This window comes from Bacteroides sp. D1, assembly GCF_000157095.2.
GTDB lineage: Bacteria > Bacteroidota > Bacteroidia > Bacteroidales > Bacteroidaceae > Bacteroides > Bacteroides xylanisolvens.
Genome location: NZ_JH114331.1, coordinates 321,982 through 348,711, shown reverse-complemented (window position 1 = coordinate 348,711; position 26,730 = coordinate 321,982). Strand labels below are relative to the sequence as shown.

Sequence of the window (26,730 nt, the reverse complement as noted above, 5' to 3'; positions counted from 1 at the left end):
ACAAGAATAACATCCAAATTTATGTCAAAAAAGGGATACTTAAAGACCAAATTTAATACAGAGACAGTTATATATACGAAATTAATAAATTTTCCACCTATCAATCCATTCAATAAAAGGTATTCCTTTTTCATTAAATTGAATAGGCAACCAAATATAACGTGAATCCGACAAACTCTCCGGACACCAGCTATCTGCCATAAAAACAAACCGGTCTTCCTTCCCTTGCAAAGGAAAGCTATATGTACCCTGTCCCCCGAACGTCTTATCCGCTTTCTCTCCGACACATGGATTCGGAAGTTGTTTCCATTCTCCAAGAATCGAAGTAGCAGTTAATAACCGGGCTTTATTAGGCTCCCATCCCGTACAACCGGAAGTTATCATCCAGTACGTTCCGTCTTTCTTGAAAATAGCGGGAGCTTCATTATGTCCGCCGGGAAAAATGCGTATATACCTGCCTGTATGACCGAGATAATCATCAGACAATTCAGCAATCTGCAAAGTCAAGTTATCTTCCGAAGAATAAATATGATAAGCTTTCCCATCATCATCCACAAACAAAGTCATATCGCGAGACATCTGTCCGCCTTCCATATCTCTTTTCAGGAACAATCCCTTCTCAATAGCACTATACCATTCTGGAGTCCACCATTCCTTATATTTAGAAAAGTCCCATTCGATTTCCCGCTCCTTTGTATCCATATTCAACGGATAGACCCCCTTATTGACACGACCAGAACGAATAAACCTATATGATCCAGTTGGTGAGTCACTGACAGCAACGGCTGCACATGCAGAACCGTACCCATTCCCTTTCTTTTCCAAATGAAACCACATCACAAACTTTCCGGTTTTCTTATTATATATCACTTTCGGACGTTCCATGATGCACCCTTTTTCAATATCAGCCCCTTCCTCGCCGGATACAGCCAAGACAATGCCTTCAGGCTTCCATTTGCACAAATCAATAGAAGAATAGCAGTTTATTCCTTTTTCGGTCACAAAGCCCGATTCGGGACGATGTTCACCAAACCAATAATATTTTCCTTCATGATACAAAACGCCTCCACCATGAGCATTAATCACATTTCCATCCGTATCTCTCCAAACTTTACCAGAAACAATATTTTTCTCTTTCTGATAAACCCGTACATAATCTATCTCATACTTCATCGGCAAAGCACTCTCATCAATCGGTCCACCGTTGATGCCGCCAATAGCCAAATTCAACAAAAGATATTGCGGTTTCATAAAAGGATTCGTTCCCCTGCCGATACTTCCGTTTACAGCATCCTTTAAAGGAATCTCATTCAACAATTCATCATCCAAATAGAGTTTGATGGCTTCTTCATCCCAATCCATCCGCCAAATGTGAAACTTAGAAGCCCAGTTCGGATCTTTCTCCGTAAAATAAACATAAGGTATAGCCTTACTATTCCATTTAGCCCCCCATTGCTTGTCCGTGCCCCACGCTGCATTTGCCAAAATATGAGGAGTCCCTTTGATTTGGTAATATTCCATGATATCTATCTCTCCACATGAGGGCCACTCCATATTACTACCTAACGTCCAGATAGCCGGCCATGCACCTTTCGCCACCGGTATGCGAGCACGTACTTCAAAGCGTCCGTAGAGAAACTCCTTCTTTCCGGCAGTCGTCACCGATGAAGAAGTATATTCTACAAACTCCCGTTTCTTGCGCCAATCGTTACTACCACACACATAAAGAGGATTTCGGCGACCTTGTTCCTTCCGGGCTTCGATGACAAGAAAGCCCCCTTTACAGAATGCATTATCCGTCTGATACCACTGAGCCTCCTCGTTGCGGACATAACCTTGTTCATAATTCCATACGGAAGGGGATAATCTCCCCTCTGTATTAAATTCATCGCTCCAAACCAGCCGCCAATCGTCATTCCGTGCAGTTGCAAGCAAAGGTAGGGTTAACAGTAATAACAATAGTATATATACGTTATTCTTTTTCATTATCAATAGATGTCTATAGTTGAACAAATCCTGCATTGCCCGATTCTAAATCAGCCAGCAATACAGGATATTGCTACCTTTTATTTTTTAGACTGATAGATACGTATATAGTCTATATGGTATTTCAAAGGGAACGCAGTGTTATCCACAGGTCTTCCATTAATACCACCGATTGCAAGATTCAACATCATACGCTGTCCAAACCCCTCGTAATCGTTTGAATAAGGATTCTGGTATCCACCTTGTCCGGCACCATTGTCACCTTTATTCACTGTCAAAGTCAAATCCGTTTCATTCAGTAACTCGCCATCCAGATAAATTCGAATAAAATCCTTATCCCAATCCATCACCCACAAGTGATACTTGTCAGACCATTGTTTATCTTTGGAAGTGAAGTTAGTGATGGGATAGTTCTTGGAATTCCATGTTCCTTCCCAACGTTTATTACCTCCCCAACAAACATTAGCATGAATCTTCTCTTTATAAAACTCAAGCATATCTATTTCACCGCCTAACGGCCATTCCCACCAGTTTCCTGTAGACCAAATAGCAGGCCACGCCCCCTGTTCAACAGGTATCTTAGCGCGCACTTCCATACGACCATATTTGAACACATACCCAGGTTTCGTCAAGATACATGAAGATGTATATTCCGAATATTCACGGTTCTTTTTCCAATCACTACTACCTTTCTGATAATTAGGATTCTTCACAGCCTCTATTCTTCCTTCAATAAGTAAAGCCCCATCCTTCATTTTTGCGTTCTCTTTCTGATACCACTGATCTTCTTCATTACGAACAAAACCTGTTTCAAACTGCCAAATATCCGGATTCGGCTCTCCCGTCCCATTGAATTCGTCATGCCATAACAATTTCATTCCGTTTTCCAGTTCATGGTCATCAGGTATCCCCACCTTGTCGGGCATGTACGCTTCTTGGTCTTCTGGTTCCTCCGGTTTTACATAGGTCACATTAAAAAGTAACATCAATGTATTTGTTTTAGAATTAACTCCATAAGATGATGAAGACTCAATCGTCAACGGAAGTACATACAGCAGATTTCTCTCTGCCTCTTGACAAGCAGTAATCAGTTCACTAGAATAGACTGTTACTGATACGGCATCCGATTTTGTTTCACCAGCCTGTAATGTCAATGTCTGAGAAGATAAATGATAATAGGATTCCGGAAGTAGTTCCGCACCGTCATATTTTGCATAAATACCTCCTTCGGGCACCTTAGCCAGTACTTTATTTAACGTATCCTTATTTACAACTAAGTTCACTTTAGCTTCTTGTTCAGCTTTACGTCCTTGATAAAGAGACAAATTCAACTTATAAGTAAAGTTTTTAACGGTCGTCTCATCCTCACTTTGCTGTAAAGCCGTAGTCACATTACACTCCGCACCATCCCACACATCACGGGCCTGCGTCAGGTTCAACAAATTCAAATCCAGTTGACCTTCATAACTAAAGTCTTTATCATCGTCGCAGCCATACACTCCACCGATGAAGGCGGTCGCCATACAGGCGACCATCCATATTTTATTCATTTTCATCATACGTTTCATTTTAAATTAATCCAAAGGAACAGTTTCCGGGTCATACTTTTCAATATCCGCATCAAAGAAGGCAATCTCTCCAATATGGAAATACTTTTTATTCTGCGAACTTGTTAACACATTGAAACGGAAATATTTAAACTTCTTACCGGGCATTACAAAATCCGAAGCGTATTTTGTCTGACGTGTTGTAGGCAATCCGGTCAAAGTAGAAACTGTTTCCCAGTGTTCACCATCCGTACTAATCTGTAATTCCGCGGAAGTAGGAAATCCATCCGAATTTCCGGTATCCCGTGTATAGTATTCAAATGCAAAATTTTCATGTTCTTCCTTTAAATCAATCTGTATATAATGCGGCAGATCGACTTGCGGAGAATGCCAGTTAGTGTGGAAGAAAGAAGGATCCGCCGTTTTACCGTCTATCAGACGATCGAAATATCCCTCAGACGCATCCGGATAATTACAAGATAACTGGTCTACCGTCAGGCTAACTTGTGCACGAGATTTCTCCGTATACGATGCTGGCATCGCTCCCGACCGCGCTTTTAATTCCTGAACCGTTCCAGCTTCATGAGCCGCATTAAAAGTCTGCAAATAGAACGTATAGTCTCCGAAACGTGCACGAGTATTCTCTATCAACATTTCCGTTGTTCCCTTAGAAGCAATCTTACAAACATTTTTCTTTTGCAAAGGATCATAATAGCGAATCTGCATATAAGCATAATCTCCTTCCGGTGCTTTCCATGACAGTTTTATCTGCCCCGGTAAAGCCTCCGGTATGACAGTCGAAAGTTCAACGGCTGCCGGAGCTCCTCCCCCTACTATATCGAATTCTTCAAAATTCTTATCACAACCAACCATTCCCAGAAAAGTAAAGGCTGCAATCATATGTTTAATATTCAATTTCATAGCTTTTATCTTTTTCATTAATTAAACTTACCATCCCGGATTCTGATTCAAATTCGGATTCTTGCGCATTTCCGAAGCCGGAATCGGAAAGAAATACATCTTATCATCCCAAACCAATGGCTTATTTATTCGATTATAGCGGAAGCTCCCATCCGCATTTTTAGTAATCTCCATACGCCCGATATTAATGAAGCCACCTTCTTTCCATCGGCGGACATCCCAAAATCGATGTTGTTCAAAGGCCAATTCTACCATTCTTTCTTTTTTATACCGTTCCCAAAAATCAGTATTAGAAATATCATCAGGAAAATCCGGCATTTGTACATCCGAACGCTGACGCACCTTATTGACAGCTGCGCAAGCCGACATTTTAAATTCATTGTCTGTGGTACCGGCTGAGCCCAAATAGCGGAATATTGCCTCTGCGTAATTCAGATAGAATTCTCCCAAACGAAAAATGACCCAGTTATGCCGTTTACCTCCACTACCACTCTCCGCACTGATATCAGTAGACGCATCCAAATACTTCTTCAAATAATAACCGGTGGGGGTAGCATAAGGAAGAGGTAAGCCGTTCTTACCACCAATAAATGTTTCCAACGGATTCGGATTCGTATTCGGCCATTTGTCACCATTGCAGGCGATTGTCATGCTGAAACGAGGATCTTTATCTCCATTAGCCTTAGATTCATAAGCATCCACCAATGTTTGTGTCGGGCAATTACCAGAATTGGCATTCTCCATACCAACCGGGAAGTTTGTATATTCCGGGCTACTTGTATCTCCGATACGACGAACGAAAATCATTTCAGAAGCTTGATAATTATCAGTACCCCAAATATCCGTATATTTTCCAAGCCGGATGCCGTTAGCCGTACAATAATCAATAACAGCCTTATTAGCCATGGCAGCTTCACGCCATAAATTCCGATCTTCACCACCACTGAACAACTTGCTTGCTCTATATAATGCGGCACGGGCTTTTAAAGCCAAAGCCGTTCCCTGTGTGACACGGCCAGCCTCCGGATTGGAGCCACCTGCAGCGTCATTGTCCAAAGCAGAATAAGAAACAGGCAATTCCGGTGCCACTTCCTCACATTCACTGATAATAAAATCAAATATTTCTGATGACGGAGTACGTGAAAGAGAATTGGCTTCTTTCTCTGTCAATACATTCTGTGTAAAAGGCACATCCCCATACGCACGCACTAACAAGAAATAGTAATATGCCCGTAGCAGACGAACTTCATATTGGTAACGGTTGAACCTATTCATTTGAGCCTCATAATCCTGTGCATAGCGTAGATCATAGAAATCCAGTTCTTTACTTTCTTCCAGATAATAATTAGCCGCGCGGATACCAGAATAATACCCCCATAGAGATTTAGGATTCAATGCACTCCAAGCACCATTCGTATAGTCGAGAACGGATGAATAAGTAACAGCCATTTCTGCTTCATCACAAGCGGAAGCCATTGACTGATAACTTGGTAAATCAGAATCCAGATAACTATAGATATTATTCACAAATCCTGCCGTACGGGAAAAGTCCGAAAAGACATAGCCCTTATCGTATGATGTGTATTCATGATAATCCATTTTATCGCTGCAAGCTGACACCACCGCTATACAAGCTATTCCTAAGCATATATTTTTCAATTTCATAGTTTCTTTCTTTTTATAGCGTTAAACGTTAAAATCCTACCGACAAACCAACATGAATAGAACGAGTAGCAGGATAAGAAGTACTCATCGCTTCCGGATCCAGTTGGTCAATACTATCGAAGCAAAGCAAATCGACTCCTCTTACATATACTTTCGCAATTTTCATCCAGAATTTGTTCAACCAAGAAGAAGGGAGCTTGTAGTACACTTCACAATTGCGCAACTTTAAGAAAGAACGATCTGCCAGCCACAAAGAACTTGTCTGTAAGTTGTTATCAACAGTCTCCGTTGTCAACCTTGGAAAACGAGCGTTCGGAGTTTCCGGTGTCCAGCGATTCCGGTAAACATAATTAGAAATTGTCGTATTATCCACCAAAGGATGATAGTAAGTTCCTGACAAAATCGCCGTATAATTTCCCACTCCCTGGAATTGAGCACTAAAACCTAATCCCTTCCATTCCAGACCAAGACTGAACGAATAATAAGTTTCAGGGCACGTACTATTATATCCCATAGCTACTCTGTCATCCGAATTAATGACTTTATCACCGTTCATGTCCTTGTATTTGATATCTCCGGCCTTTACCGGTCCAAACTGCTGCGGCAAGCTATTATCTATATCCGCCTGATCCACAAAATATCCAATAGCCTGCAATCCAAAGATCTGTCCCACCGGATTGCCCGTAGAACGAGTATAGTCATAAGCGGCAGGTTCTTCCAGCATCTCTATGATTTTGCTTCGGTTGTAAGTGAATGTTCCTCCCAGATTGAATTCCACGTTACCAATCTTCTTGCAGTAATTGGCACCGATTTCCGTACCCCAACTATCTACGATACCTGCATTTACATAAGGACTGGTTGCGCCGAGCACCGCCGAGTTTTGTCCGTCTGAACTAACCCAAATATCCGAACGTCTTTCATAAAACCCATCTAACGTCAAAGTCAACCCCTTGAACAAGGTAGCATCCACGCCTACATTATATTTATAGGCTTTCTCTGTGGTTCCGTTAACAGAAGCCAAACGACCTTCATGCCAGCCTCCGTCACCACCGAAATTGTTATTTATCGGATAACCGTTACCACCGCCTACGGTCTCATTCCAATAACCGTTACCGGGAATATTATCAGTATTCAGCATACCGAACGAAGCCCGTAGTTTCAGGAAATTCACCACATTCTGACTTTGCATGCACTTCTCATTAGAGATAAGCCATGCCAACCCAACTGTAGGAGATACATTCCAACGATGATCAGGCGCCAACAGGTTGGAAGCAGAAGCCATCAATGTGAAATCCGCAAAATAACGGTTCTTAAAACCATAATGAGTATACCAACCCGCATTCTGACGGTAGAACGTATTATTAATGCCTTTAGCATTATCATATTTATAGGTATAGAGCAACATGGAATACAGACTGTGCGCACCAAACTGACGTTGCCAGTCTACATTCAATTGAAAGTTAAAGGCACGGTATTGCCAGTCAAGTTTGCTGTCGCCCGACATTTCCGTATCTTTTCCTCCGGTTATTTCCTCACCTGCTACCGGCAGCCCGTTTTCCCAGGAAGCGACAGATACCATACCATACTTATATCCTTTTGTATGATTCTCCCAGTAAGAAGCGAGATTGTCATATCCCATACGGACAGAAGCCCCCAGACCTTTTGTCAAAGAAGATAAGTCCTGTCGCAAAGACATATCAGCATATAATCCACGGGTATGTCCTTTTGAGTATGCACGTCCTTCGGTCAATGCTACCGGATTCCAGTTTTCGCCCCAAGTAGTGTTTCCTCCCCACAAGCCACTTTCCGTACGAATTGGGAAAGCTGCCGAAGGCAGTTGGTACAACTTGGCTATCAAATTATCGCTGCCCATACCCGGACGACTGAATTCATTCAAAATCCCCATGATATTGGCCTGCATCTTTGTTTTCGGAGACAAATCAATATCCAAGTTAGTACGGAAATTAGCTTTTGAATACTTTTCCTGAGTAGAATAGTCAGCATTTGTATCAAAATTCTTGATAAATCCACGGTTGTTCTGCAAATTCATCATCGTATAATAACGCATCTTGGTAGATCCTCCGCGAAAACTCAATGTCGCGATATCTGACGCTCCACGATCACGAAAGACCTCATCCCACCAGTTTACATTCGGATAAAGATAAGGAGAGGTGCCATTCTTAAACGCATTCAGTTCATTCTGAGAATAGCGCACCTGCTTACCATCATTTGTCAATGCCTCATTCAAAGCAGAAGCATACATATAAGCGTCCGCCATTTCCGGCTTACGTGTCATATAATTAAAAGCATGATCATAGGAGAAATTAATCTCACGAGTATTGTATTTACCGCGTTTTGTCACAATATTGACTACACCATTCACTCCCCTATAGCCATAAAGAGCCAATGCTGCCGCATCACGAAGGACACTGACCGATTCCACTTCTTCCGGAGTGATATATTTCAAAGCCTGCCAATTATTATCCCGCTCAAGCCCGTCCACTACCAACAAGATTCCATTATTGCCATTCAGTGTCTTCAGTCCGCGAATATACATTGACGGCATCTGTTCCCATACCACACCGGTACTTTGCATGGTAGTCAGTCCCAACACATTGCCATATAAGGAATTCCCGATTGAAAAAGCCGAACTTTTGTCTATATCCTCCGCATATACAGTAGATACGGCACCGGTAGACTCCGCATTCGTTTGCTGCAGACCAAATCCGTAGTTTACTTTCTCTGAAGAGTAATCCATGACAACGGTCAGTTCCGAGCCGCCGTTTACTTTCACTACCTTCGTTGCATCATCACCGGTCTGTACTTTCAACCGATTTCCTTTCACCGCGATGATTTCAAAACGTCCATTTTTATCTGTAGCCACCCGTACCAACGGATTCTCTTCAACTGAGACTAAAGCTCCCGCTACCGGTTTCCCTTCTTTATCGAGCACCCTTCCGGTCACATTATCTTCACTTTGCGCCCATCCGTTCAAGGTGACACAAGCGAACATCGCTAAAGCTAATATCTTATATTTTTTCATTGTATTCTTATCATTAATCGTAGTTATTCCACATTAGTTCCATCCCGGATTTTGAGTCAATCCGTATTTCTTATTCACCTCTGATGGTGGAAATGCTGACAAATACCACTTCGGACTAAAATTACTCCACCATGCACGAGAAGGATTCACTAAAGGAAAAGCTTCATAAGTGAATTGCGTTGGTTTGGGATAAGTGCTGCTGTTTCCGGTACTTCCTGACCAAGGCGTGTTTCCTCCCCCATCGTTTCTATAAATCTTCAATCCGTGGAGTTGTTTTCTGAAAAGATCATCTCTTTTATATCGTGTCATATCAAACAAGCGTACATCTTCCAATCCCAGTTCGCAAGCACGCTCTCTAAGAATCTCTTCCAATAAAGCGTTAGCGTCGTTCGTCAGATTCTTATCCGGATTGCAAGCCGCCAAGTCACCTAACCCAACACGGGCACGTACCTTATTTACTTGCTCGATAGCCCCCGTTAAATCATTCTTAGACTTTAGCAATGCCTCCGCATAAATCAGATACATTTCTGCTAGACGCAGATACGGCCATTGCAGATATTTATCTTTCAGTGAGTTGACACCTTCTTTATAGAATTTATAACATCCGAATCCAGTAGCATATTTGCCAGTTTCTTTCTCCGTATCATTGATGTTGTCACGTCCTCCAATCCATAATTCGGCAGCATGATCGCCAAACTGTGTTCCATTCACCAGCATCGTTTCATACAGTCGCGGGTCACGAGTCGGCTTGTTATAATCATTGTCCGTATAAAACGGGTTTGTGGTAGAATTCAACTGGAAAGGTTCACCCTTACTCATTGGAAACATCTCCATAAATTCTAATGTAGGAGTTAGTCCACCCGTAATAACTGTACCATTTCCGCTATTGACAAAAATATACTGCCATTCATCCCATGAATTAAATTTACTAAAGCGGGAAATATGCGTAGAAATCAACAGTTCTTTATTATTCTCACGAGTAAAATAAGCCTTATTGTAGGCATCTCTGTAACCTTTTGCTGTAGCTTCTGTCGCCTGCGTCAGTTCATAATATCCTTTTGCTTGAAGTTCCTTAAAAAAATCATCACAAGCCTGCCAACACTGCTCCCACAATTCCGGCTTATAAGCACCATACCACACCTGATGATTAGTTACAGCATCTTGTGGCGGTTCCGTACAATAAGGTTCATCATCATTAAACAACGGACTGGCTGCAAACAAAAGAATCTTACACTTTAGCCCCATAGCGGCCGCTTTGGTGAAACGTCCTTGCCAGTTCGTGTCATCTGTACCCAAATCCCACGGGAGTTCGGGAGTAGCAGCAGCCTCATCTAAAAGATCAACCATATACTTCACTGTTTCTTCCACCGTAGCGCGAGGCAATTCATAAGAAGGCTGTACGTCATAAGTTTCCTTGATTAAAGGAAGCCCTCCAAAATGACGAAATAAATCAAAGTAACGAGATGCGACAATCACCTTAGCCTCTGCCGCCAAACGCTTTTTCTCTGCATCCTCCATATCCGGAACTCGACCTACATTCTCCACAAAAAGCAACGCAGCGCGAATCGCCTCCCAACAGTTCTCTTTCGTATACCCGAAGCGTGTATCATCGCTGCTATCCTCATCTCCGGCCTTATAAGAGCCTGAATAGTATTTCCGGTTAATTCCATTCCAGTCTGTATGGCTATGCCAACAATCGGACATCATTTCAAAGATTCCGGTATTCATTTTTCCCTCCACCGTATTCCAATATACTGGGAGTGCGTAATAAAGTTTGCTATAAGTATTCCACAAGAAAGCACGAGCATACGTAGCTTTTCCGAAGATTGTATCTTGCGTTACTGCCACACCTGGAGCTTTTTCCAGAAAGCTATCTCCAAATTTTACCTGATCGACACAAGAAGAGACAAACAAAGCTACTCCCACAAATGCCGCTATAAACCATTTACTAAAATGTTTCATCATATTATTCATAAAGCATTAGAATCCAAGTTTCAATCCAACATTAAACACACGTGTCAAAGGATAATTAGGGCGAGAACTCTGACGAGATTCCGGGTCTCCCCATTTGAATCCGGTAATAGTAATCAGATTATATCCATTTACATATAACCGGCAATTATCCATTTTCAATTTCTTCATAAAAGGGAAATTGAAATTATAGCCTATTTCCACACTTTTCAGACGCAAATAGCTGGCATTAATCAGATACAAGTCAGACCCAGCATAATTATTGGAAGCATGCAAACTGGAAGTACGCGGGAATTTAGCAGTGAATGTATCAGCAGATGAACGCCACGTCGTATTATACTGATAGAGCAACAATCCCTTTTCATTCGTATCACCCAACGGACGTCTGAATTCGTCCAACATGCGATCCACATTCCAAGCTCCTGTCCATTGCATAGAGAAATCGAAGTTCTTCCAACTGAACCCGGTATTCAATCCGGCAGTATATTCCGGCATATCCGTATATCCTATATCGCGCGTAGCATCATTGGAATTTATTTCACCATCGGCATTCAAGTCCACATAAACACAATCACCAGGCACCAACGTTATACCATGATTAGCTATCGGATGTCCAAACTCTTCCTGATAACGCATATCCGCCGTTTCATCATAAAATCCCCAAAACTTATACATTGAACGGGAACCGATTCTACGCCCTGTCTCATACATCCAAGGTTCATTTTGTTCTACCTCATTTTTATAGACGATTTTATTTCTTGAGAAAGAAATATTGAAATTTGCCCAGTATCTGAAATCATTCTTCAGAGTTTCATTCCACTTCAACTGTACTTCAAATCCTCTATTCAATGTTTCTCCAACGTTCACGGAAGGAAGTGACATTCCCAAAATACCCGGCAAATAATCCGGTTTAGATAAGATATCACTACGATCTTCCCTAAAGTAATCTAAAGAAACCGTCAAACGCTCTGCCAGGAAAGTGGCATCCATTCCATAATTCTGCTTTATAGCAGTCTCCCACTTGGCATCCGGATTAGAACGGCTGACTTCACTGGCACCAGGCATTTTATTTCCAACATTCTGTCCAAAATAATATCCACCATCACCATATTGATAGGAATCGGGCAAATATAAGAATCGTTGTGATACATCATTACCCACCATTCCTACAGAAGCGCGCAACTTTAAATAATTCACTACGCTCTTAATCGGCTGGAAGAAAGACTCCTCACTTACAACCCACCCCAATGAACCAGCCGGAAAGAAACCATACCGATTTCCCGGACGGAAGTTCTCCGAACCATTATAGCCCGCATTAAACTCTGCCATATAACGGGTTTTCCAATCATAGGTCACACGTCCTACCAAACCTACATATCCGGTAGGTATGTCGGAGTACTCTGACGGATAATATTTCTTCGACTGATTATACAATAACAATCCTGTCACATTATGGTCACCAAACTTACGGGCATAATTCAAAGCCAGCTCCATATACCAGTTACGTGCTTTAGAAAAGCCATTGTCAGGTTCCCCGTAACTTAATTGAGAATCAGTTCCATATTTACGAAGAGAAATAGAACCATCCGCATTTGCAACAGGCGTATAATAAGCCTTGGATGAACTTGCCTTTTTGGTATTGGCATATTCTGAATTATAAGCACCTTTCAGTTTTACGGACAGTCCTTTTGTGATGAAATCCAACTTCTGGTTCAATGCAAGGTCTACATTCAGAACATTTGTCGTCTTTGTCTGAAAACCTTTTCCATAATAAGAACTCAATCCGTCCACTCCCGTAAAAGGAAGAATCTCAGAATTAGATACGACCCGTTCACCGTTTACAATACCTGCACCCGCAAAAGGAACCGCCCAATAAAGCTTACGGAACAACTGGTTCTGGTCTTCACCTGATTCCGGAGTACGTTTGGTTTCTATACGACCGCCAATATTCACTGAAAGCAAGGTCGTCTTCGTTACATCAAAGTCCAAATTAGCACGATAATTGTATCGTTTGTAATCAAAGTTAAAGTCATCCGTCGCATTGAACTGTTTGAACATACCACCCTGTGTAAACAAACCGGCAGAGACGAAATATTTCATATTACTGGTTCCACCTGATATATTCACATTATGTTGAGACTGAAAAGCAGCCTTATTCATACAATAATCAATCCAGTTAATATCCGGATACAGCAACGGATTAGAGTGATTACGGAACGTTTCCAACTGTTCGTCGCTAAAAGTTGCCACTCCACCATCATTGACTTTCATCATATTATAATAAGAAGCGTACTGGTAGGAATTGGCAAACTCCAAATCTTTCGTCCGCACATTGACACCCGCCGATGTGGAGAAAGAAACCTTAGCCTTTCCTTCCGCACCACGTTTGGTAGTAATCAAGATAACGCCATTGGCACCCCGCACACCGAATACTGCTGTAGCTGAAGCATCTTTCAACACAGTCACACTCTCTATTTCATTCGGGTCAATCTGTGAAAAGTCACGTTCTACACCATCTACCTGAATCAACGGCTTCGCATTGTTCCATGTAGCGACACCACGTACATAAATATCTGCCGCATCCGCTCCCGGCTCACCCGAATACTGTACGGATGAAATACCGGTTATTTGCCCGGACAACACATTGGATAAAGACCCTGCCGGAGTTTTCAGCAAATCATCTCCCTTCATAGAAGAAATAGCTCCCGTGATGGACACCTTTTTCTGTACACCATAAGCTACTACCTGAACTTCTCCCAATGACTGTGCATCTTCTTCCAAAACTATATTGAGACTAATACCTTTCTTAATGGTTACCACTTTTTCCTTGTAACCGATAAAACTAACTTTAATTTTCGCACCGGAATTCGCATTGAGAGAGAAACGCCCGTCTATATCGGTAATGGTCCCCAGCGTCGTTCCCACTAACGTTACATTAGCACCAATCACAGGCTCACCATTGGCATCCACCACCGTACCTGTCACTTTGGAATGTTGTTGCACTACCTCTGACATGGGCCTGTCATCACCATATCCTTTCAGAGGGATCAAAAGAAACAAAAACAACGAGAGTGCTATCGGCAATAGCCGACATTTCTTTCCCGCTTGTCCTTCATAGAATTGCTTTTGTCTTTCCATTTAGTATAAATATTAAGATTAAACATTAAGTGAACTATATGGTTATTCTATCATCCATATAGAAAAACCAATGCAAATGTAAGAACCCTCCTATCAGCAGGGCTCCAATAATGCTTATCTTAGGGTGAATTTTAATTACTCTACCAAATTGAATGATAATTCAACCTGTGAATACGAAGATTCTTCCCTCTTACTTGGCAGGAACAGCCAAGAAGCGTTCAATATACTCAGAAGGTAACATTCCGAACTCTTTCTTAAAGCAGGAACTGAAATATTTGGGATCATTGAATCCCACCGCATAAGCCAATTCGGAGATACGGATATTACTACCTTTTTCCTCCATGATCCGACAGGCAGATTTCAGGCGGACATTACGAATAAAGGCCGACGTATTCAGCCCTGTCAAAGATTTAAGTTTCTTATATAAGGTAGACTTACTGGTTTTCATTTCATCAGCGAACTGTGGCTGATCAAATTCAGCATCTTCCAAATGCCCATTCACACAATCAATAGCCCTTTGCAGAAAATCCTCATCCAGACTTGTATAATTCAAATCCTTCAACTCGAATACCAACTGATGTTTGAAGTCGCGTACTACTCCTTCCTTATATTTCAACAGATTACGGATACGTGCATAAAGCACCGGCAGATTGAATGGTTTGCTGATAAAAGCATCCGCCCCCACTTCATAAGCTTCCGCCCGATCCTCCTCCTTATTTTTGGCAGTCAACAGTATCACAGGTATATGACTGATCTCCAGATTACTTTTCACATATTTGCAAAACTCTATCCCGTCCATTTCGGGCATCATCACATCCGACACTATCAAATCTATGTCCTCATTCTCCAACACGGAAATTCCTTCCTTCCCGTTTTCCGCAGTAAATACATTATATTCACGTTTCAACAGTCTTGTCATAAGTTGCAGTAACTCTTCATTGTCTTCTATCACCAACACCGAATGTTTCTTCTTCTCTACCTCCGAATCATCCATTGGCTGCGTATCTTCTTCAGCGTAAGTCATCATTTTCTGTATCGGCACGATAGCTTCATCATCAATCTGGTCTTCTCTGAAATAAGAGCGGTCAATAGGAATACAAACAATAAACTCCGCACCTTGCCCGGTTTCGCTCTCTACAGAGATCGTACCTTCATGCAGTTCTACCAGATTTTTGGTCAGCGACAGTCCGATTCCCGTCCCAATCGTGTTGAACTTGCGATAGTCTCCTTCATAAAAACGTTGAAAAAGAGTTGTCTGCTTCTCTTTTGAAATTCCTTTTCCGTTATCTTTCACTTTCAGGAGTACATGGTCTCTATCTTCCGCATACGACAGAGTGACTTGTATAAAGCCGCCTTCTACTGTATATTTAGCCGCATTAGACAGTAAATTATATAGAATCTTATCCAACTTGTCCGTATCAAAATAACCTGTGATTGACTCCGGGTTACACAATACAGAGAAATGTATTTTCGATTTCTTTATCAAAGGCTGAAAGCTTTCCGCTTCCTTTTTCACGAAAGCGGCTATGTCTCCGGGAGAGACCCGAAGCTTTAAATTCCCTGTTTCTGCCTTACGAAATTCCAAAATTTGTTGCAGCAAACGTATCAACCGATGGATATTGCTCTGCATCACCGCATACAAGTCGGTATGCCGGGGAGCCTGAGTTTTAAGTTCATCCACCGTGGCAGAAATAATGGTAAGCGGTGTCAGTAATTCATGAGTTATATTGGTAAAGAATTGCAATTTGGCATGATTCAATTCCTCCGCCTTCATTTTTTCCATTTCGCGCAACCGAAGCTCATTACGCAACAAAATGCGGTTGCGCGTGATTTGGAACAGCCAGAAAACTGCTCCGGCAACCAACAATACATATAAGATGTACGCCCACCAAGTTGCCCAAAACGGGGGAAGTACCACAACCGTCAATTCTCGGACATAACCGCTCCATATCCCATTTTCATTGGTTGCCTTCAGACGGAATATATAAGTTCCGCTTTCCAAATTATTATAGTAAGCGAAACGTCGGTCGGCATTCGTGTATACCCATTCTTTATCAAATCCTTCCAACTGATAGGCATATCGATTCAGTTCCGGATTCTTATAGGTAAGTGTGGCAAACTCTATACTAAAATTATTGTATTGGTAAGGTAATTCTATTTTTTGAGTGAAAGCCGGAGTGAACTTAGATATTTTTCGCTGTATATCCAATGGCAACAAAGTTATGGAGCGGTTGAATATCTTAATATCAGTAATAGCAAGCGACACCTCTCTCTGTTTCTCTTCCATATTCTCCGGAAAGAAACAGTTATATCCCCTGTATCCTCCAAAAAACAATTCTCCGTCGCGGCTGCATGCAGACTGGGAAATGAAGAAATTCCCCTGCAGCCCGTCAACTTCAGTATATACGCGAACCACTGCATCCCGTCCTATCGGTTGTGCGCCCAACTTCACCAACCCCGCATTGGTACCTAACCACAGATTTCCAGTTTTATCTTCTTCAATACTGCCGACCATATCACCGGGAATATTATATTCCTGATTTTTCCCATCAAAGCGGTCATTTTTACGGTCGTAAAGATAAAGTCCTCCTCCTTCTGTCCCTGCCCACAAACATCCGGCCTTGTCTTCATAAAGACACAACACATTATTTGTCGTCAAGGCTCCGTTATAAAAGCTGTAATTGCTATACTTTAAAGTGGAAGGATGCTGAATATCCCCCTGAATATGAATTATCCCGTAGTTTGAAGTCGCTATCCACACACTATTCTCACTGTCGGTGATGATGTCGCGCACATAAAGCCAGTCAAGCCGTGTATTGTCCGTAAATGTTATATTACTGAACAAAAAACTCTTTCCATTAGCCAACAATACTCCCAAACTGCCACGAGTTCCTACCCAGCAGTTTCCATGTTCATCCTCATAAAGTGCAAAGACACAGGAGTTACCCAAGAATTTACAGTTATCCACCGTCAGATTCCTGACTTTCTCCCCCTTCTGATAAATAAAAATTCCCCCATCGTAAGTGCCAAACCAGATTTCCCCGCTATTCCGCCGTTGCATCACAGAGTAAACGGTCGGAACAGTTATGCCTGCAAATTCCGGCATTTGTGAATGAGACTTCAGTTTACCGGTCACAGATTCAACGCAAGCCAACCCATACGTACCAATCCCCATCCAAATATTACGTTCTGAATCCGCAAACAATGCACGTACGGAAGTAATGGGGATATCATTGTCCGCAAAATCCAGACTATGGAAAGCAAACATCGGTTGATTGGTATCAACCGCCAATACGCCTCCACCGATAGAACCAATCCACATCATTCCTGCCTTATCGCGCAGAATTGTATTGATTTCATCACAAAAGATGTAATGGGAAGAACTGCGGGACCTATAATTAATGAAGCGGCCAGGGATATTTTTACTCATAATACTTAGTCCGCTACGGGTCCCTACCCATAATGTCCCGGTATTCAGGTCTTCATTTATATCATACACAATATCATCGGATAAACTTGTACTGTCACCTGTTTTATGCCGATAGTTCACATAAGATACCGTCCGGAGATTTTTGGGGTTGTTAAGTTTAAAAAGCCCACAGTCCCAACTGCCTACCCAAATATTCTTATTTGTATCTTCATAAATGACATGTGCAGAATTACGTTCATTCATGGTAGGATAAGCATAAAATTTTTCGGTGGAAGGGACATATCTATATAACCCCGACGACCAGGTACCTATCCACAAATCCCCCTCCGAATCTTCCAACAATGATTTAATAGCGGTATAATCCAACACTCCTCCGGTCAGTTCCCGGTTATAAACCACAAACGTGCCATTTTCGGCATCGTACTTACACAATCCGGCATCCGTACCCAGCCAAATGGAATGGTCACGCATCACCAGCAGACAAGATATCACATTGTTCGGAATAACGGGAAACAGTATTTTCTTTATTTCTCCGGTTTTCTTATCCAATATATTCAAACCTTCCTGCGTACCTATCCACAAGTTATGGTCATAGTCGTCCGCCAAACAGAGGATATTATTATTAGTCAGCAGTCCGGGAGTATACAGGTTTGATTTATACAAAGTAGTTTCATAACCGTCATATTGATAGAAGCCATAACGACTTGCCAGCCAAACAAATCCATCTTTATCCTGATATATTTTTTGTATTTCGTCCGACGGCAAATTATTCAAGGCAGGAAACCGCTTGAATTTCAGATTGGCGACAAGGTTATCTCCTGATGCAAGTAGTGCAGTAGAAGGTTGCATGCAGAATAAAAATAAAAGAAGTATAATCTTTCTATTAACAATATTTACGCATCGTTTGTTTTTCATATAGTAGATTTGTAGTTTTATTGCAACAAAAATAAACACTTTTATCTATTTAATGAGAGAATTATCATTCTTTTTTGTCTGTTTTTAGATTATTGTCTATCAAGAGAACCGCACTACGCCATTATTACTTATTTGTTTTTCACGGATTTGAATTAATTCATCGCTACATCTATCTATGCAACTGAAGACACACCTTACCTGCTTCCTTATTCATTACTAACTGCCCTCTCTTTCATTAATAACAAACTTTCTTTTGATTATAGGTAAACTTCCTATTACCAGTATGTAAACTTACTTTTCATTAAATGCAATCTATAAATGAAAGTTGCGTTTATAAAAACAAAACTTGCAATTATATAAATGGAAGTTTCATTTATATAATCAAAGCTTGCATTTATAGTTTTCTTATAATGCAAAGAAAGTTTGGGTTCTATACAAAGGAAGTTTATCCCTTATAGAAAAGAAGTTTTCCTATAATAGTTTGGAAGCTATCTATTAACACTTCTTCTGCCAACGATAGATGAAGGATTTAGCAGAATAGACAATCTGTGAAAATCAGGGTAGAAAGGTGAAAGGAAGGTGAAAGCCAGCCCTTCACCCGCTAATGCCGATGAACAGGGCATTGTGAAAGGTGAAGGGTGTTTTCTTGAATATGATTATTTTAGTATACCAGCGTAAGGCAATGTCTGCAACCACAACTGAATGAATTATATCCACGAAACATTTCTCAAATATGGTTTCATTCAAAGAATAAAGAAAGCAGTCTATATTGTTTATATTCAAGCAATTATTCATAGTACAATTTGTGTAGCATAAAAAGTGCTACATAAATTATGCTATAAATATTGATTCTATCAAACTTTTACCGAACAATCATTGCCACATGATCCCACAACAAACGATAGAGATATCATCTATTTGTTTACCAATACAGCACCTCCCTGTGGAAGAAGTTCCAGCTGCACTTTACCGTTCTCTTTCACTTTCAACGGCATAAGCTGTGGCTCTCCTTTCTTATCATCCTTATACAGGGTAACCGTTTTTCCGGCAAACATCTCTAAATCCAGTTTCAACTTCAACGTTTCTTTTCCTGCATTCACAGCAGCCAGATACCAAGTATCATTGTGACGACGTGCCAAGACTACATATTTCCCCGGATATCCATCAATGAAGCGTGTCTCGTCCCAAGTGGTAGGAACCGCTTTCATATAGTCCATACAAACAGGAGAAACATCTTTCAGGTTGTTGGGAGCAAGCGCAAAGTTTTGTACCGGATTCTGGAATAATACGGTAGTGGCCAGTTGGAATATATCAGTAGTGCGGCGGGTAGTTCCTCCGTCATTGTTGCGGTTCAGTCGTTTGTTCAGGAAACAGCCGCCGAATTCCATGCTGCCCACTGCATTGCGGATAAACGGATGCAGGCAAGCATTGAAGGCTTCTTCATCGCAGAAATGTTGGTTGAATACCATATTCTCGGATGCCAGTACGGCTTCACTACCTACATAATTCGGATACATGCGTTCCCATCCGCGAGGGATTGTACAACCGTGGAAGATCACCATCAGGCCGTGATCGTCAGCATCACTCAAGATATCTTCATACAGGCGCATCGTCTCTTGCTTGTCACCACCAAAGAAATCGACTTTGATGCCTTTTACTCCGAGGCTCTGTAACCATTTCATCTCCCGTTTGCGAATAATGGCGTTGTCCATGTGATTAACCGGTCCTTGCTCAATATCATTCCAATAACCGGAAGAGCTATACCATAAGAAGAGTTCCACGCCTTTACTACATGCGTATTCTACCAAAGACTTCATGCGGTCACGACCGATGTTCGTATCCCACCAGTTATCAATCAACGCATACTCATATCCCATTGCCGCAGCAAAATCAATATATCGCACCTGATCGTCATAGTTGATACTACCATCCTGCCAAAGAATCCAGCTCCATGTGCCACGTCCGAAACGGTAGTCATATTTTGTTTCATAAAGAGGACGCACGACATCCCACGCAACAGTTGTTTCCACAATCGGTTTCAAAGTTTCGCCAACAGTTATGGTACGCCAGGGAGTGGCACCGGGAAGAGCGAACGCCGGAGCTGAAGTCCCGTTACCGTTATTTTCTTCTGCCATCGGGAAAGCAATCGTATACAGATTACCTTCGCTCACATCACTCAAGCGTGAGCCGCAATATCGACTGTCCACTCCTGTCTCGCTAACCAGCACCCAACCATCGTCGCCAATACGGAACAGGCAAGGGAATGTGTAACCATGCCCGTACTGGGAACGGTCACTCATCGGAGCATCTGCCTTGTATTCTTCCTCATAACTGGGTTTTGTACGCTTCCATCCTATCATGGCATCGCTTTGCGGACACAAGAAAGTAGTAGTCTGTTGCGGGAAACGGAAACCGGTTTCTTCGGCAGTCACCGTCACACTTCCTTTTCCGTCCTGACGCGGCAGGGCATAACGAAAAGCTACATCATTGTTGCTGACACGAAAGACAACATCTATTTTCTGTCCTTTCGGATTCTCAAAATGACAGTTCAGCTCGTTTGCCTGATAATGCACTTGTGAGGTTTTAATACGATCCTGACGATAGACGGTATCAATCGGGGTGACCGTATGCCCTGTCAGTTTCATTCCTTTAGCAAAGTCACCGATATTCGTGTTCATACCTAAAGGTGATTTCTCCAGCATGGTTTTCCCATTATAGGTAATGGAATAACTTGGCTTTTCGGCAGGGGAAGTAAAGACAACCAATTGCAGTTTTTCATCCGGTCCTTTCACGACCACGTCTTGTGCCATCAGCGAAGTCAGACAGCAACCAGCCACCATCAGAGCGCTTATTATCTTCTTCATATTATTCATGTTATTATGTTCTTCATTTATTTCCTGTTATTTCTCATTTGCCTTTTTTATCCGGATCACCGTAAAAGAGTAGGCAGGCAATTGGCAATCAAACTTTTCTGCCACTTCCACCGTATCTTCAACAGGTAGCGGAGTATCTGCCGGTTTACCGGTTAGTACGGTTCTCTTTGCAGAAGGCTGTATCACACCGATTCCGGAAAGGTCGACATGGGTATTAACCTCTACTGGAAGTAAATTGACCAACTTCACAATCACATCTCCACTTGCCGAATCGCGGACAATGGAAGAAGCAAAACGTTTCTGCACTTTATCGTCTTTATTATCCAAAGTGATCTTCGATGGCAAATATTCGTTTCCAGCATTCTGTCCGTAGAGTTTCTGCACATAATATCCGGTGGTCGGTTTCACTTCCCGGTTATTGAAGTAAATCAAATCCGGATTCCATTGGGTATGTCCTTCTTTGGCGAGAAGAGGAGCATAGGAAGTCATGTGTACAACGTCTCCATTACGTTCCAAGGCAGCAAGATAAAGAGCTTCCGTCAGTGCAGTTTCGATATTCGCTTTTCGTCCCGGGATATGAGTCGCATATTCGCCCAAGTATACTTTTGTCTTTTTCGAACGGTCGTATTTATCGTAGAAATCCTGATTGTTCAGGAACCATCCCGGAGTCTGATAATAATGTTCGTCCACCATCGGCACACCCAGTTTGTCGGCCAGTTTCCATCCTTCTACGTAGTCTGTGCCTTCATTGAACGGTCCTACTGTACCTACAACGATCATTTCCGGATATTTTTCCTTGATGGCATTAAATATCATTGTAAAACGTTCTTCGAAGATATCGGTGATGAGATCTTCATTTCCGATACCGATGTATTTCAGGTTGAAAGGTTTCGGATGGCCTGCTTCGGCACGTACCTTTCCCCACTTTGTCTTCTTAGCGTCGCCGTTTGCCCATTCTATCAGATCAAGAATATCCTGAATATAAGCCCCCATTTCGCTCATTGGGATACCGCCTTGCTGCCCGCCTCTCAAGTCACCGTGACAGGCAGAGTTCTGGCAAGGAACACCGGCTGCCAATACCGGAAGCGGTTCTGCGCCAATATCTTCGCAGAATTGAAAATATTCAAAATATCCCAGTCCCATGCTTTGATGATACCCCCAAAGGTTGCGTTGAGCCTTTCTTGCTTCTAACGGACCGACTGTGTTTTTCCATTGATAGATATTCTTCAGACCATCACCATGAGCCACACAGCCACCGGGAAAACGGATGAAACGGGGATGAATGTCAGCTAACACTTGAGCCAGATCCTTGCGGAGTCCATTCTTGCGTCCTTTAAATGTATGCTGCGGAAACAGGGAAATCATATCCAGATTCAATTCTCCAGCAGATTGCGGAATGATTTCGAGGCGAGTATCTGCGGTTGCTTTGGCAGTAATCACTGTTTTATACGTTTTCCATTGGCGGGAAGATACAGTCAGAGAAGTCTCTCCACATATATTTCCTTCTCCATCTACCAAACGAACCTGTAATTTATTTGATTGACCCTGCGGAACTCTCGCGAATATGGAAAAATCATATTTCTCTCCAACATTCAGCGCGATACCATCAAAGCCTGTATTTTCTAACGCGGCTCCCGGTTGTTCTACATTCAATACGGCATAATGCGGATTATTGGCATGAATAGGATCGGTAGTGTTAATGGTGAAAGTGGTTTTATCTCCTTTCAATGTCCAGGAATGAGTACTATTCCAATTCTTATCCCCTTCCCTGTCTGAAGGGTCGTATTCGAAATCACGGTTCTGGATCAGCTCTGCATAGAGTCCTCCGTCTGCCGAATAATTAATATCTTCAAAGAAAGCACCCAACAAGACATCGCTGATGTCTTTGGCACGTTCGGGCTGTACGGTAACCGTTGCTTTTACAGGCTTCAAACCGGCGAAACGTTCTCCATCCTGCACCGGACGCTCTTCATGCAATGAGTTCCGATATTGATTCCAGCCATAATTCTTATTTAATCCATCTACCAAAGTCCACGCTACCCGGTTAATAGTTCCTTTCTGCTCCTCTCCGGCAACTACGGCTTTCACTCTTGTTCCGTCAAAATCGGAAGTAGTACGGGGATATTTCTGGCTGGTCCAGTTTATCAAGTCCTTAGAAGTAGCCTGACCGTATCCATCACGATCATTCAATTTCCAGGTACATATCCATTCGCCAGCGGGCGACTGTTTCAAATAAGGGTCGAGCATTTTCTTCTGTGATCCCCAACGGCTGTAATCACACCGGAGATATCCGTAGTTCCGGCCGACTTCAAACCAGTTTTCCTTATCCATGCTCCAGGCAAAACGAAGCCCGCTACGTCCGTCGTCTCCGGAAGTAGCGAAGGAAAAGAGATAAACCGAATCGGGGGTACTCGTCATTTCTTTGATTGCAGCTAAAGTGACTTGCTGAAACGACAAAAACAAGACAACTAAAAACAAGAATAATTTTCTCATGGTATCTATTGCATTAAGATTATCAATCGCAAAGTTAAGATTTTCATTATTCTAACTGATATATTTCAAGCTATAATTGGTTGTTTTACACTTAAAAATATATAAGAAACAAGTAAACAAGGGTAAAATATACACCTTTTCCAATATCGTATACTATTTTCCTGGATTACACTAGTGAATCCACCTTATCTTAATAACTCAAAAAAAGACGAAAGGGTGAATGTATTTATCTGAAAATGAAAATTACCCGCTTGAAATTCATTGAATTTGTAGATGAGAGGTACCCAAATTTCCTTTCAACGAAATCATCTTCGCGACAAGAAGCTGTGGCGAGGATGATTTCTAATTTAGATGGGTTTTGACCTTCCTCCTTTAGATCAGAAACCTTCCGGTTTACCATACGCCTTGAAAAGGCGTTGCAATTCTTTTTGAGTAATCGGAATAACAGTACCGTGGCGTGGATGGAAATCCATACTGATAGCATGGTCAATCACTTTGAAGTGTTCCAGATCGACACTTTCCGTAAACTGGTATTTGCCTTTCATATACACATCATACATCAAGATGTACTTATCCGAGCCAATCAATGGAAAGATACCCGCACCCTCTACTGCATCCTTCGTCTGCTGCTTATAGTCATCTGATTCCGTCCACTGTCCGGAGATCAGAGAAGGAGAAGTAGCCTTTTTAATGCCATTTCCATTCCCTTCCGTTTTATAGAACAGGTGATAAATTCCATCTTTATAAATAATGTCGCCGTCAATACATGACTTTTCGTTTTTCGGAAGAAACAGTGGTTTCGGTTCTCCTTCTATATCGGTAAAATCCTTGTTAGCATAAGCATAATAAATGATGTCCGGACCATTGCCATGTTGCATGGACCAATAGATCATGTATTTTCCGGCTTCCTTGTCATAAATCGTTTGTGGCGCCCACACACGTTTCAGGTTTTCCTGATCGGGATATTTCTTCTGGATATTCACGATATTGGAAGTCCAGTGTACAAGGTCTTTCGATTTCAGCAATACCATGGCGCGATTAGAACTCCATCCATTGGCAGATACCATGTCCGTAACTACCATATAAAATGTCTTCCCGTCTTCACAACGTAAAATATGAGGATCGCGCACTCCGCCTGTTGAACTAATCACCCGGGAATCAAGTACCGGTTGATTTCCATTCAAAGCTTTATAATTATATCCGTCGAGACTAACAGCCATCCTGACGGCTTCTTCACTCATGCGATTGCCGGTGAAATAAACGAACAGGTAGGCAGATTGTTGGCAATATCCAGTCAACACTCCTACGAAGAGGAGTGCGAAAAGGATTATATTTTTCTTTATATCTATTATCATTTCAATACTTGTACATCAATAGTTTAGTAATTAAAGTCGGCAGATTTCACATACACCCGATATTCTTTAATCATGCCCGGATATTCTTTCTCGGCACGGGGCAGATAGCGGAAGCCGGTCACTGTTTCCACTTTACTCAAGTCAATCACCAATTGATGAGGATAAGGAACATTGTCCACGGTCATCCAGAAAGTAGATTCCTGCAAATCAAATATTTTGTCGGCTGTACGGTTGCCGCTACGCGTTTCTTCGCTATCGGCATAACGAATCTTCCAATGCTCACGAGATACCGGTTTGCCATCAGCTCCCAGGACATCGAACTCTGCCACTGCTGCGATGTTATCATTTGCTTGCGGAGAAAGCGCTTCCAAACAGAAATAACGTCCTTTCACTGGAGCAGCAAATCGTACTTCCTGCCAACCGTTACCCGGAGTGAAAGCTCCTTCGTATGTTACTTTCTCACCCGCCAGTTTCAGTTTTTCTCCATCCTTGCGGTGTGTTTCGGGAGCTTTTTCACGAAGCACATCAAGAATAGGTTTCTTCAAGCCTTTGATAGAGGCTTTGGCAGGACCTTTCAGATCCAATACGAGAATTTCATTCTCTCCTTCTTTCAGCCAGCAGCCCGGCATAAAGAGGGTCTGTTGCGGACCGATTTCCCAAAAACGTCCCATTGCATGACCGTTCACCCAAACCATGCCTTTTCCCCATGTGCTCATATCCAGGAAAGTATCTCCTACTTTATCCAGTTTAAAAGTGCTCTTGTAGTAAGCAGGCATAGCCGGTAGTATTTTTGTATCGTTATATTTCTTGTCTTTAATAAAAGAATAATCTACCGGGAAGTTGTACACAGTCCAGTTTTTCAATTCCTTAGCCTGGTTACCCAAAATAAGTTCTACCTTTTCCGTGATACCTTTGCGATCGTGGATGGATTTAGCAAAGTTGACACGTCCCATTGCTTCCACCAGAATATCCAGTTGCGTACCTTTCTTCAAAGCAGGCAAAGTCGTAGTAAATTCTCCTTTACGACGGTCCAAACGCGCCAGAAGTTTGCCGTCAGCATATATTTGTGCCCAGTCGTGCACTTCCGTAATCTTCAAAACGGTTCCTGCGGGGGTTGCTTCAGGCAGTGTGGTCCGATACAGAATAGTTCCCCATCCCTGATTGAACTGTTCCATCGGTTGAATATCCACTGTTTGTTTGGCTTCCGGCAAATTCGAGAATAGTGGAGCCACTTTATTGAAATGAATTTCGGGAATCTCAATAACAGGCAAAGCAGCGGGGACTTCAGGCAATGATTCACCGGCCGGAATATAGTTTTTCAATAAATCGCGAAGCAAGAAAAACTTTTCGGTGGTCCATCCGGCTTCACTGATTGGAGCGTCATAATCATACG

The 26,730-nt window shown here is 42.2% G+C and carries 12 protein-coding genes; all 12 read right to left on the bottom strand.

Going from position 1 to position 26,730, the window contains the following annotated elements; all coding sequences use genetic code 11:
* Nucleotides 1-81: 81 nt before the first annotated feature.
* A complete protein-coding gene (locus BSAG_RS20200) occupies nucleotides 82-2,022 on the bottom strand; it encodes a family 43 glycosylhydrolase (protein WP_004314414.1) in 1,941 nt (646 codons plus the stop codon).
* Nucleotides 2,023-2,066: 44 nt separating this feature from the next.
* The gene (locus BSAG_RS20205; RefSeq protein ID WP_004314413.1) at nucleotides 2,067-3,545 is read right to left on the bottom strand and encodes a BT_3987 domain-containing protein; all 1,479 of its coding nucleotides are present in this window, start codon (nucleotides 3,543-3,545) and stop codon (nucleotides 2,067-2,069) included.
* 15 nt (nucleotides 3,546-3,560) lie between these two features.
* On the bottom strand, nucleotides 3,561-4,454 hold the full coding sequence (locus BSAG_RS20210) for a discoidin domain-containing protein (protein WP_008016750.1): 894 nt from the start codon (nucleotides 4,452-4,454) through the stop codon (nucleotides 3,561-3,563).
* Nucleotides 4,455-4,481: 27 nt separating this feature from the next.
* On the bottom strand, nucleotides 4,482-6,119 hold the full coding sequence (locus BSAG_RS20215) for a RagB/SusD family nutrient uptake outer membrane protein (protein ID WP_004314411.1): 1,638 nt from the start codon (nucleotides 6,117-6,119) through the stop codon (nucleotides 4,482-4,484).
* 28 nt (nucleotides 6,120-6,147) lie between these two features.
* Nucleotides 6,148-9,162 carry a SusC/RagA family TonB-linked outer membrane protein gene (locus BSAG_RS20220; RefSeq protein WP_008770366.1) on the bottom strand — a complete coding sequence of 1,005 codons (3,015 nt, stop codon included), beginning with the start codon at nucleotides 9,160-9,162 and terminating at the stop codon, nucleotides 6,148-6,150.
* Nucleotides 9,163-9,195: 33 nt separating this feature from the next.
* A complete protein-coding gene (locus tag BSAG_RS20225; protein ID WP_004314409.1) occupies nucleotides 9,196-11,136 on the bottom strand; it encodes a RagB/SusD family nutrient uptake outer membrane protein in 1,941 nt (646 codons plus the stop codon).
* A 6-nt stretch (nucleotides 11,137-11,142) separates the two neighbouring features.
* Entirely contained in the window at nucleotides 11,143-14,271 is a 3,129-nt protein-coding gene (locus BSAG_RS20230; RefSeq protein WP_004314408.1) for a SusC/RagA family TonB-linked outer membrane protein, read from the bottom strand.
* 190 nt (nucleotides 14,272-14,461) lie between these two features.
* Nucleotides 14,462-18,616, bottom strand: a complete 4,155-nt coding sequence (locus BSAG_RS20235) for a hybrid sensor histidine kinase/response regulator transcription factor (protein WP_008770367.1) — start codon at nucleotides 18,614-18,616, stop codon at nucleotides 14,462-14,464.
* A 914-nt stretch (nucleotides 18,617-19,530) separates the two neighbouring features.
* Entirely contained in the window at nucleotides 19,531-21,480 is a 1,950-nt protein-coding gene (locus tag BSAG_RS20240; protein WP_008997321.1) for a glycoside hydrolase family 97 protein, read from the bottom strand.
* A gap of 36 nt (nucleotides 21,481-21,516) precedes the next feature.
* Nucleotides 21,517-23,982: an alpha-L-arabinofuranosidase C-terminal domain-containing protein gene (locus BSAG_RS20245; protein ID WP_004314405.1), complete on the bottom strand. Its 2,466-nt coding sequence runs from the start codon at nucleotides 23,980-23,982 to the stop codon at nucleotides 21,517-21,519.
* 377 nt (nucleotides 23,983-24,359) lie between these two features.
* A complete protein-coding gene (locus tag BSAG_RS20250; RefSeq protein ID WP_004314404.1) occupies nucleotides 24,360-25,337 on the bottom strand; it encodes a glycoside hydrolase family 43 protein in 978 nt (325 codons plus the stop codon).
* A 23-nt stretch (nucleotides 25,338-25,360) separates the two neighbouring features.
* A partial coding sequence (locus tag BSAG_RS20255; protein ID WP_008997320.1) for a discoidin domain-containing protein occupies nucleotides 25,361-26,730 on the bottom strand: 1,370 nt, incomplete at its 5' end.

Excerpts from the sequence above, each read along its gene's own strand:
- BSAG_RS20200 (WP_004314414.1), bottom strand. The coding sequence starts at position 2,022 with ATGCAGGATTTGTTCAACTATAGACATCTATTGATAATGAAAAAGAAT.
- BSAG_RS20205 (WP_004314413.1), bottom strand. The coding sequence starts at position 3,545 with ATGATGAAAATGAATAAAATATGGATGGTCGCCTGTATGGCGACCGCC.
- BSAG_RS20210 (WP_008016750.1), bottom strand. The coding sequence starts at position 4,454 with ATGAAATTGAATATTAAACATATGATTGCAGCCTTTACTTTTCTGGGA.
- BSAG_RS20215 (WP_004314411.1), bottom strand. The coding sequence starts at position 6,119 with ATGAAATTGAAAAATATATGCTTAGGAATAGCTTGTATAGCGGTGGTG.
- BSAG_RS20220 (WP_008770366.1), bottom strand. The coding sequence starts at position 9,162 with ATGAAAAAATATAAGATATTAGCTTTAGCGATGTTCGCTTGTGTCACC.
- BSAG_RS20225 (WP_004314409.1), bottom strand. The coding sequence starts at position 11,136 with ATGAATAATATGATGAAACATTTTAGTAAATGGTTTATAGCGGCATTT.
- BSAG_RS20230 (WP_004314408.1), bottom strand. The coding sequence starts at position 14,271 with ATGGAAAGACAAAAGCAATTCTATGAAGGACAAGCGGGAAAGAAATGT.
- BSAG_RS20235 (WP_008770367.1), bottom strand. The coding sequence starts at position 18,616 with ATGAAAAACAAACGATGCGTAAATATTGTTAATAGAAAGATTATACTT.
- BSAG_RS20240 (WP_008997321.1), bottom strand. The coding sequence starts at position 21,480 with ATGAAGAAGATAATAAGCGCTCTGATGGTGGCTGGTTGCTGTCTGACT.
- BSAG_RS20245 (WP_004314405.1), bottom strand. The coding sequence starts at position 23,982 with ATGAGAAAATTATTCTTGTTTTTAGTTGTCTTGTTTTTGTCGTTTCAG.
- BSAG_RS20250 (WP_004314404.1), bottom strand. The coding sequence starts at position 25,337 with ATGATAATAGATATAAAGAAAAATATAATCCTTTTCGCACTCCTCTTC.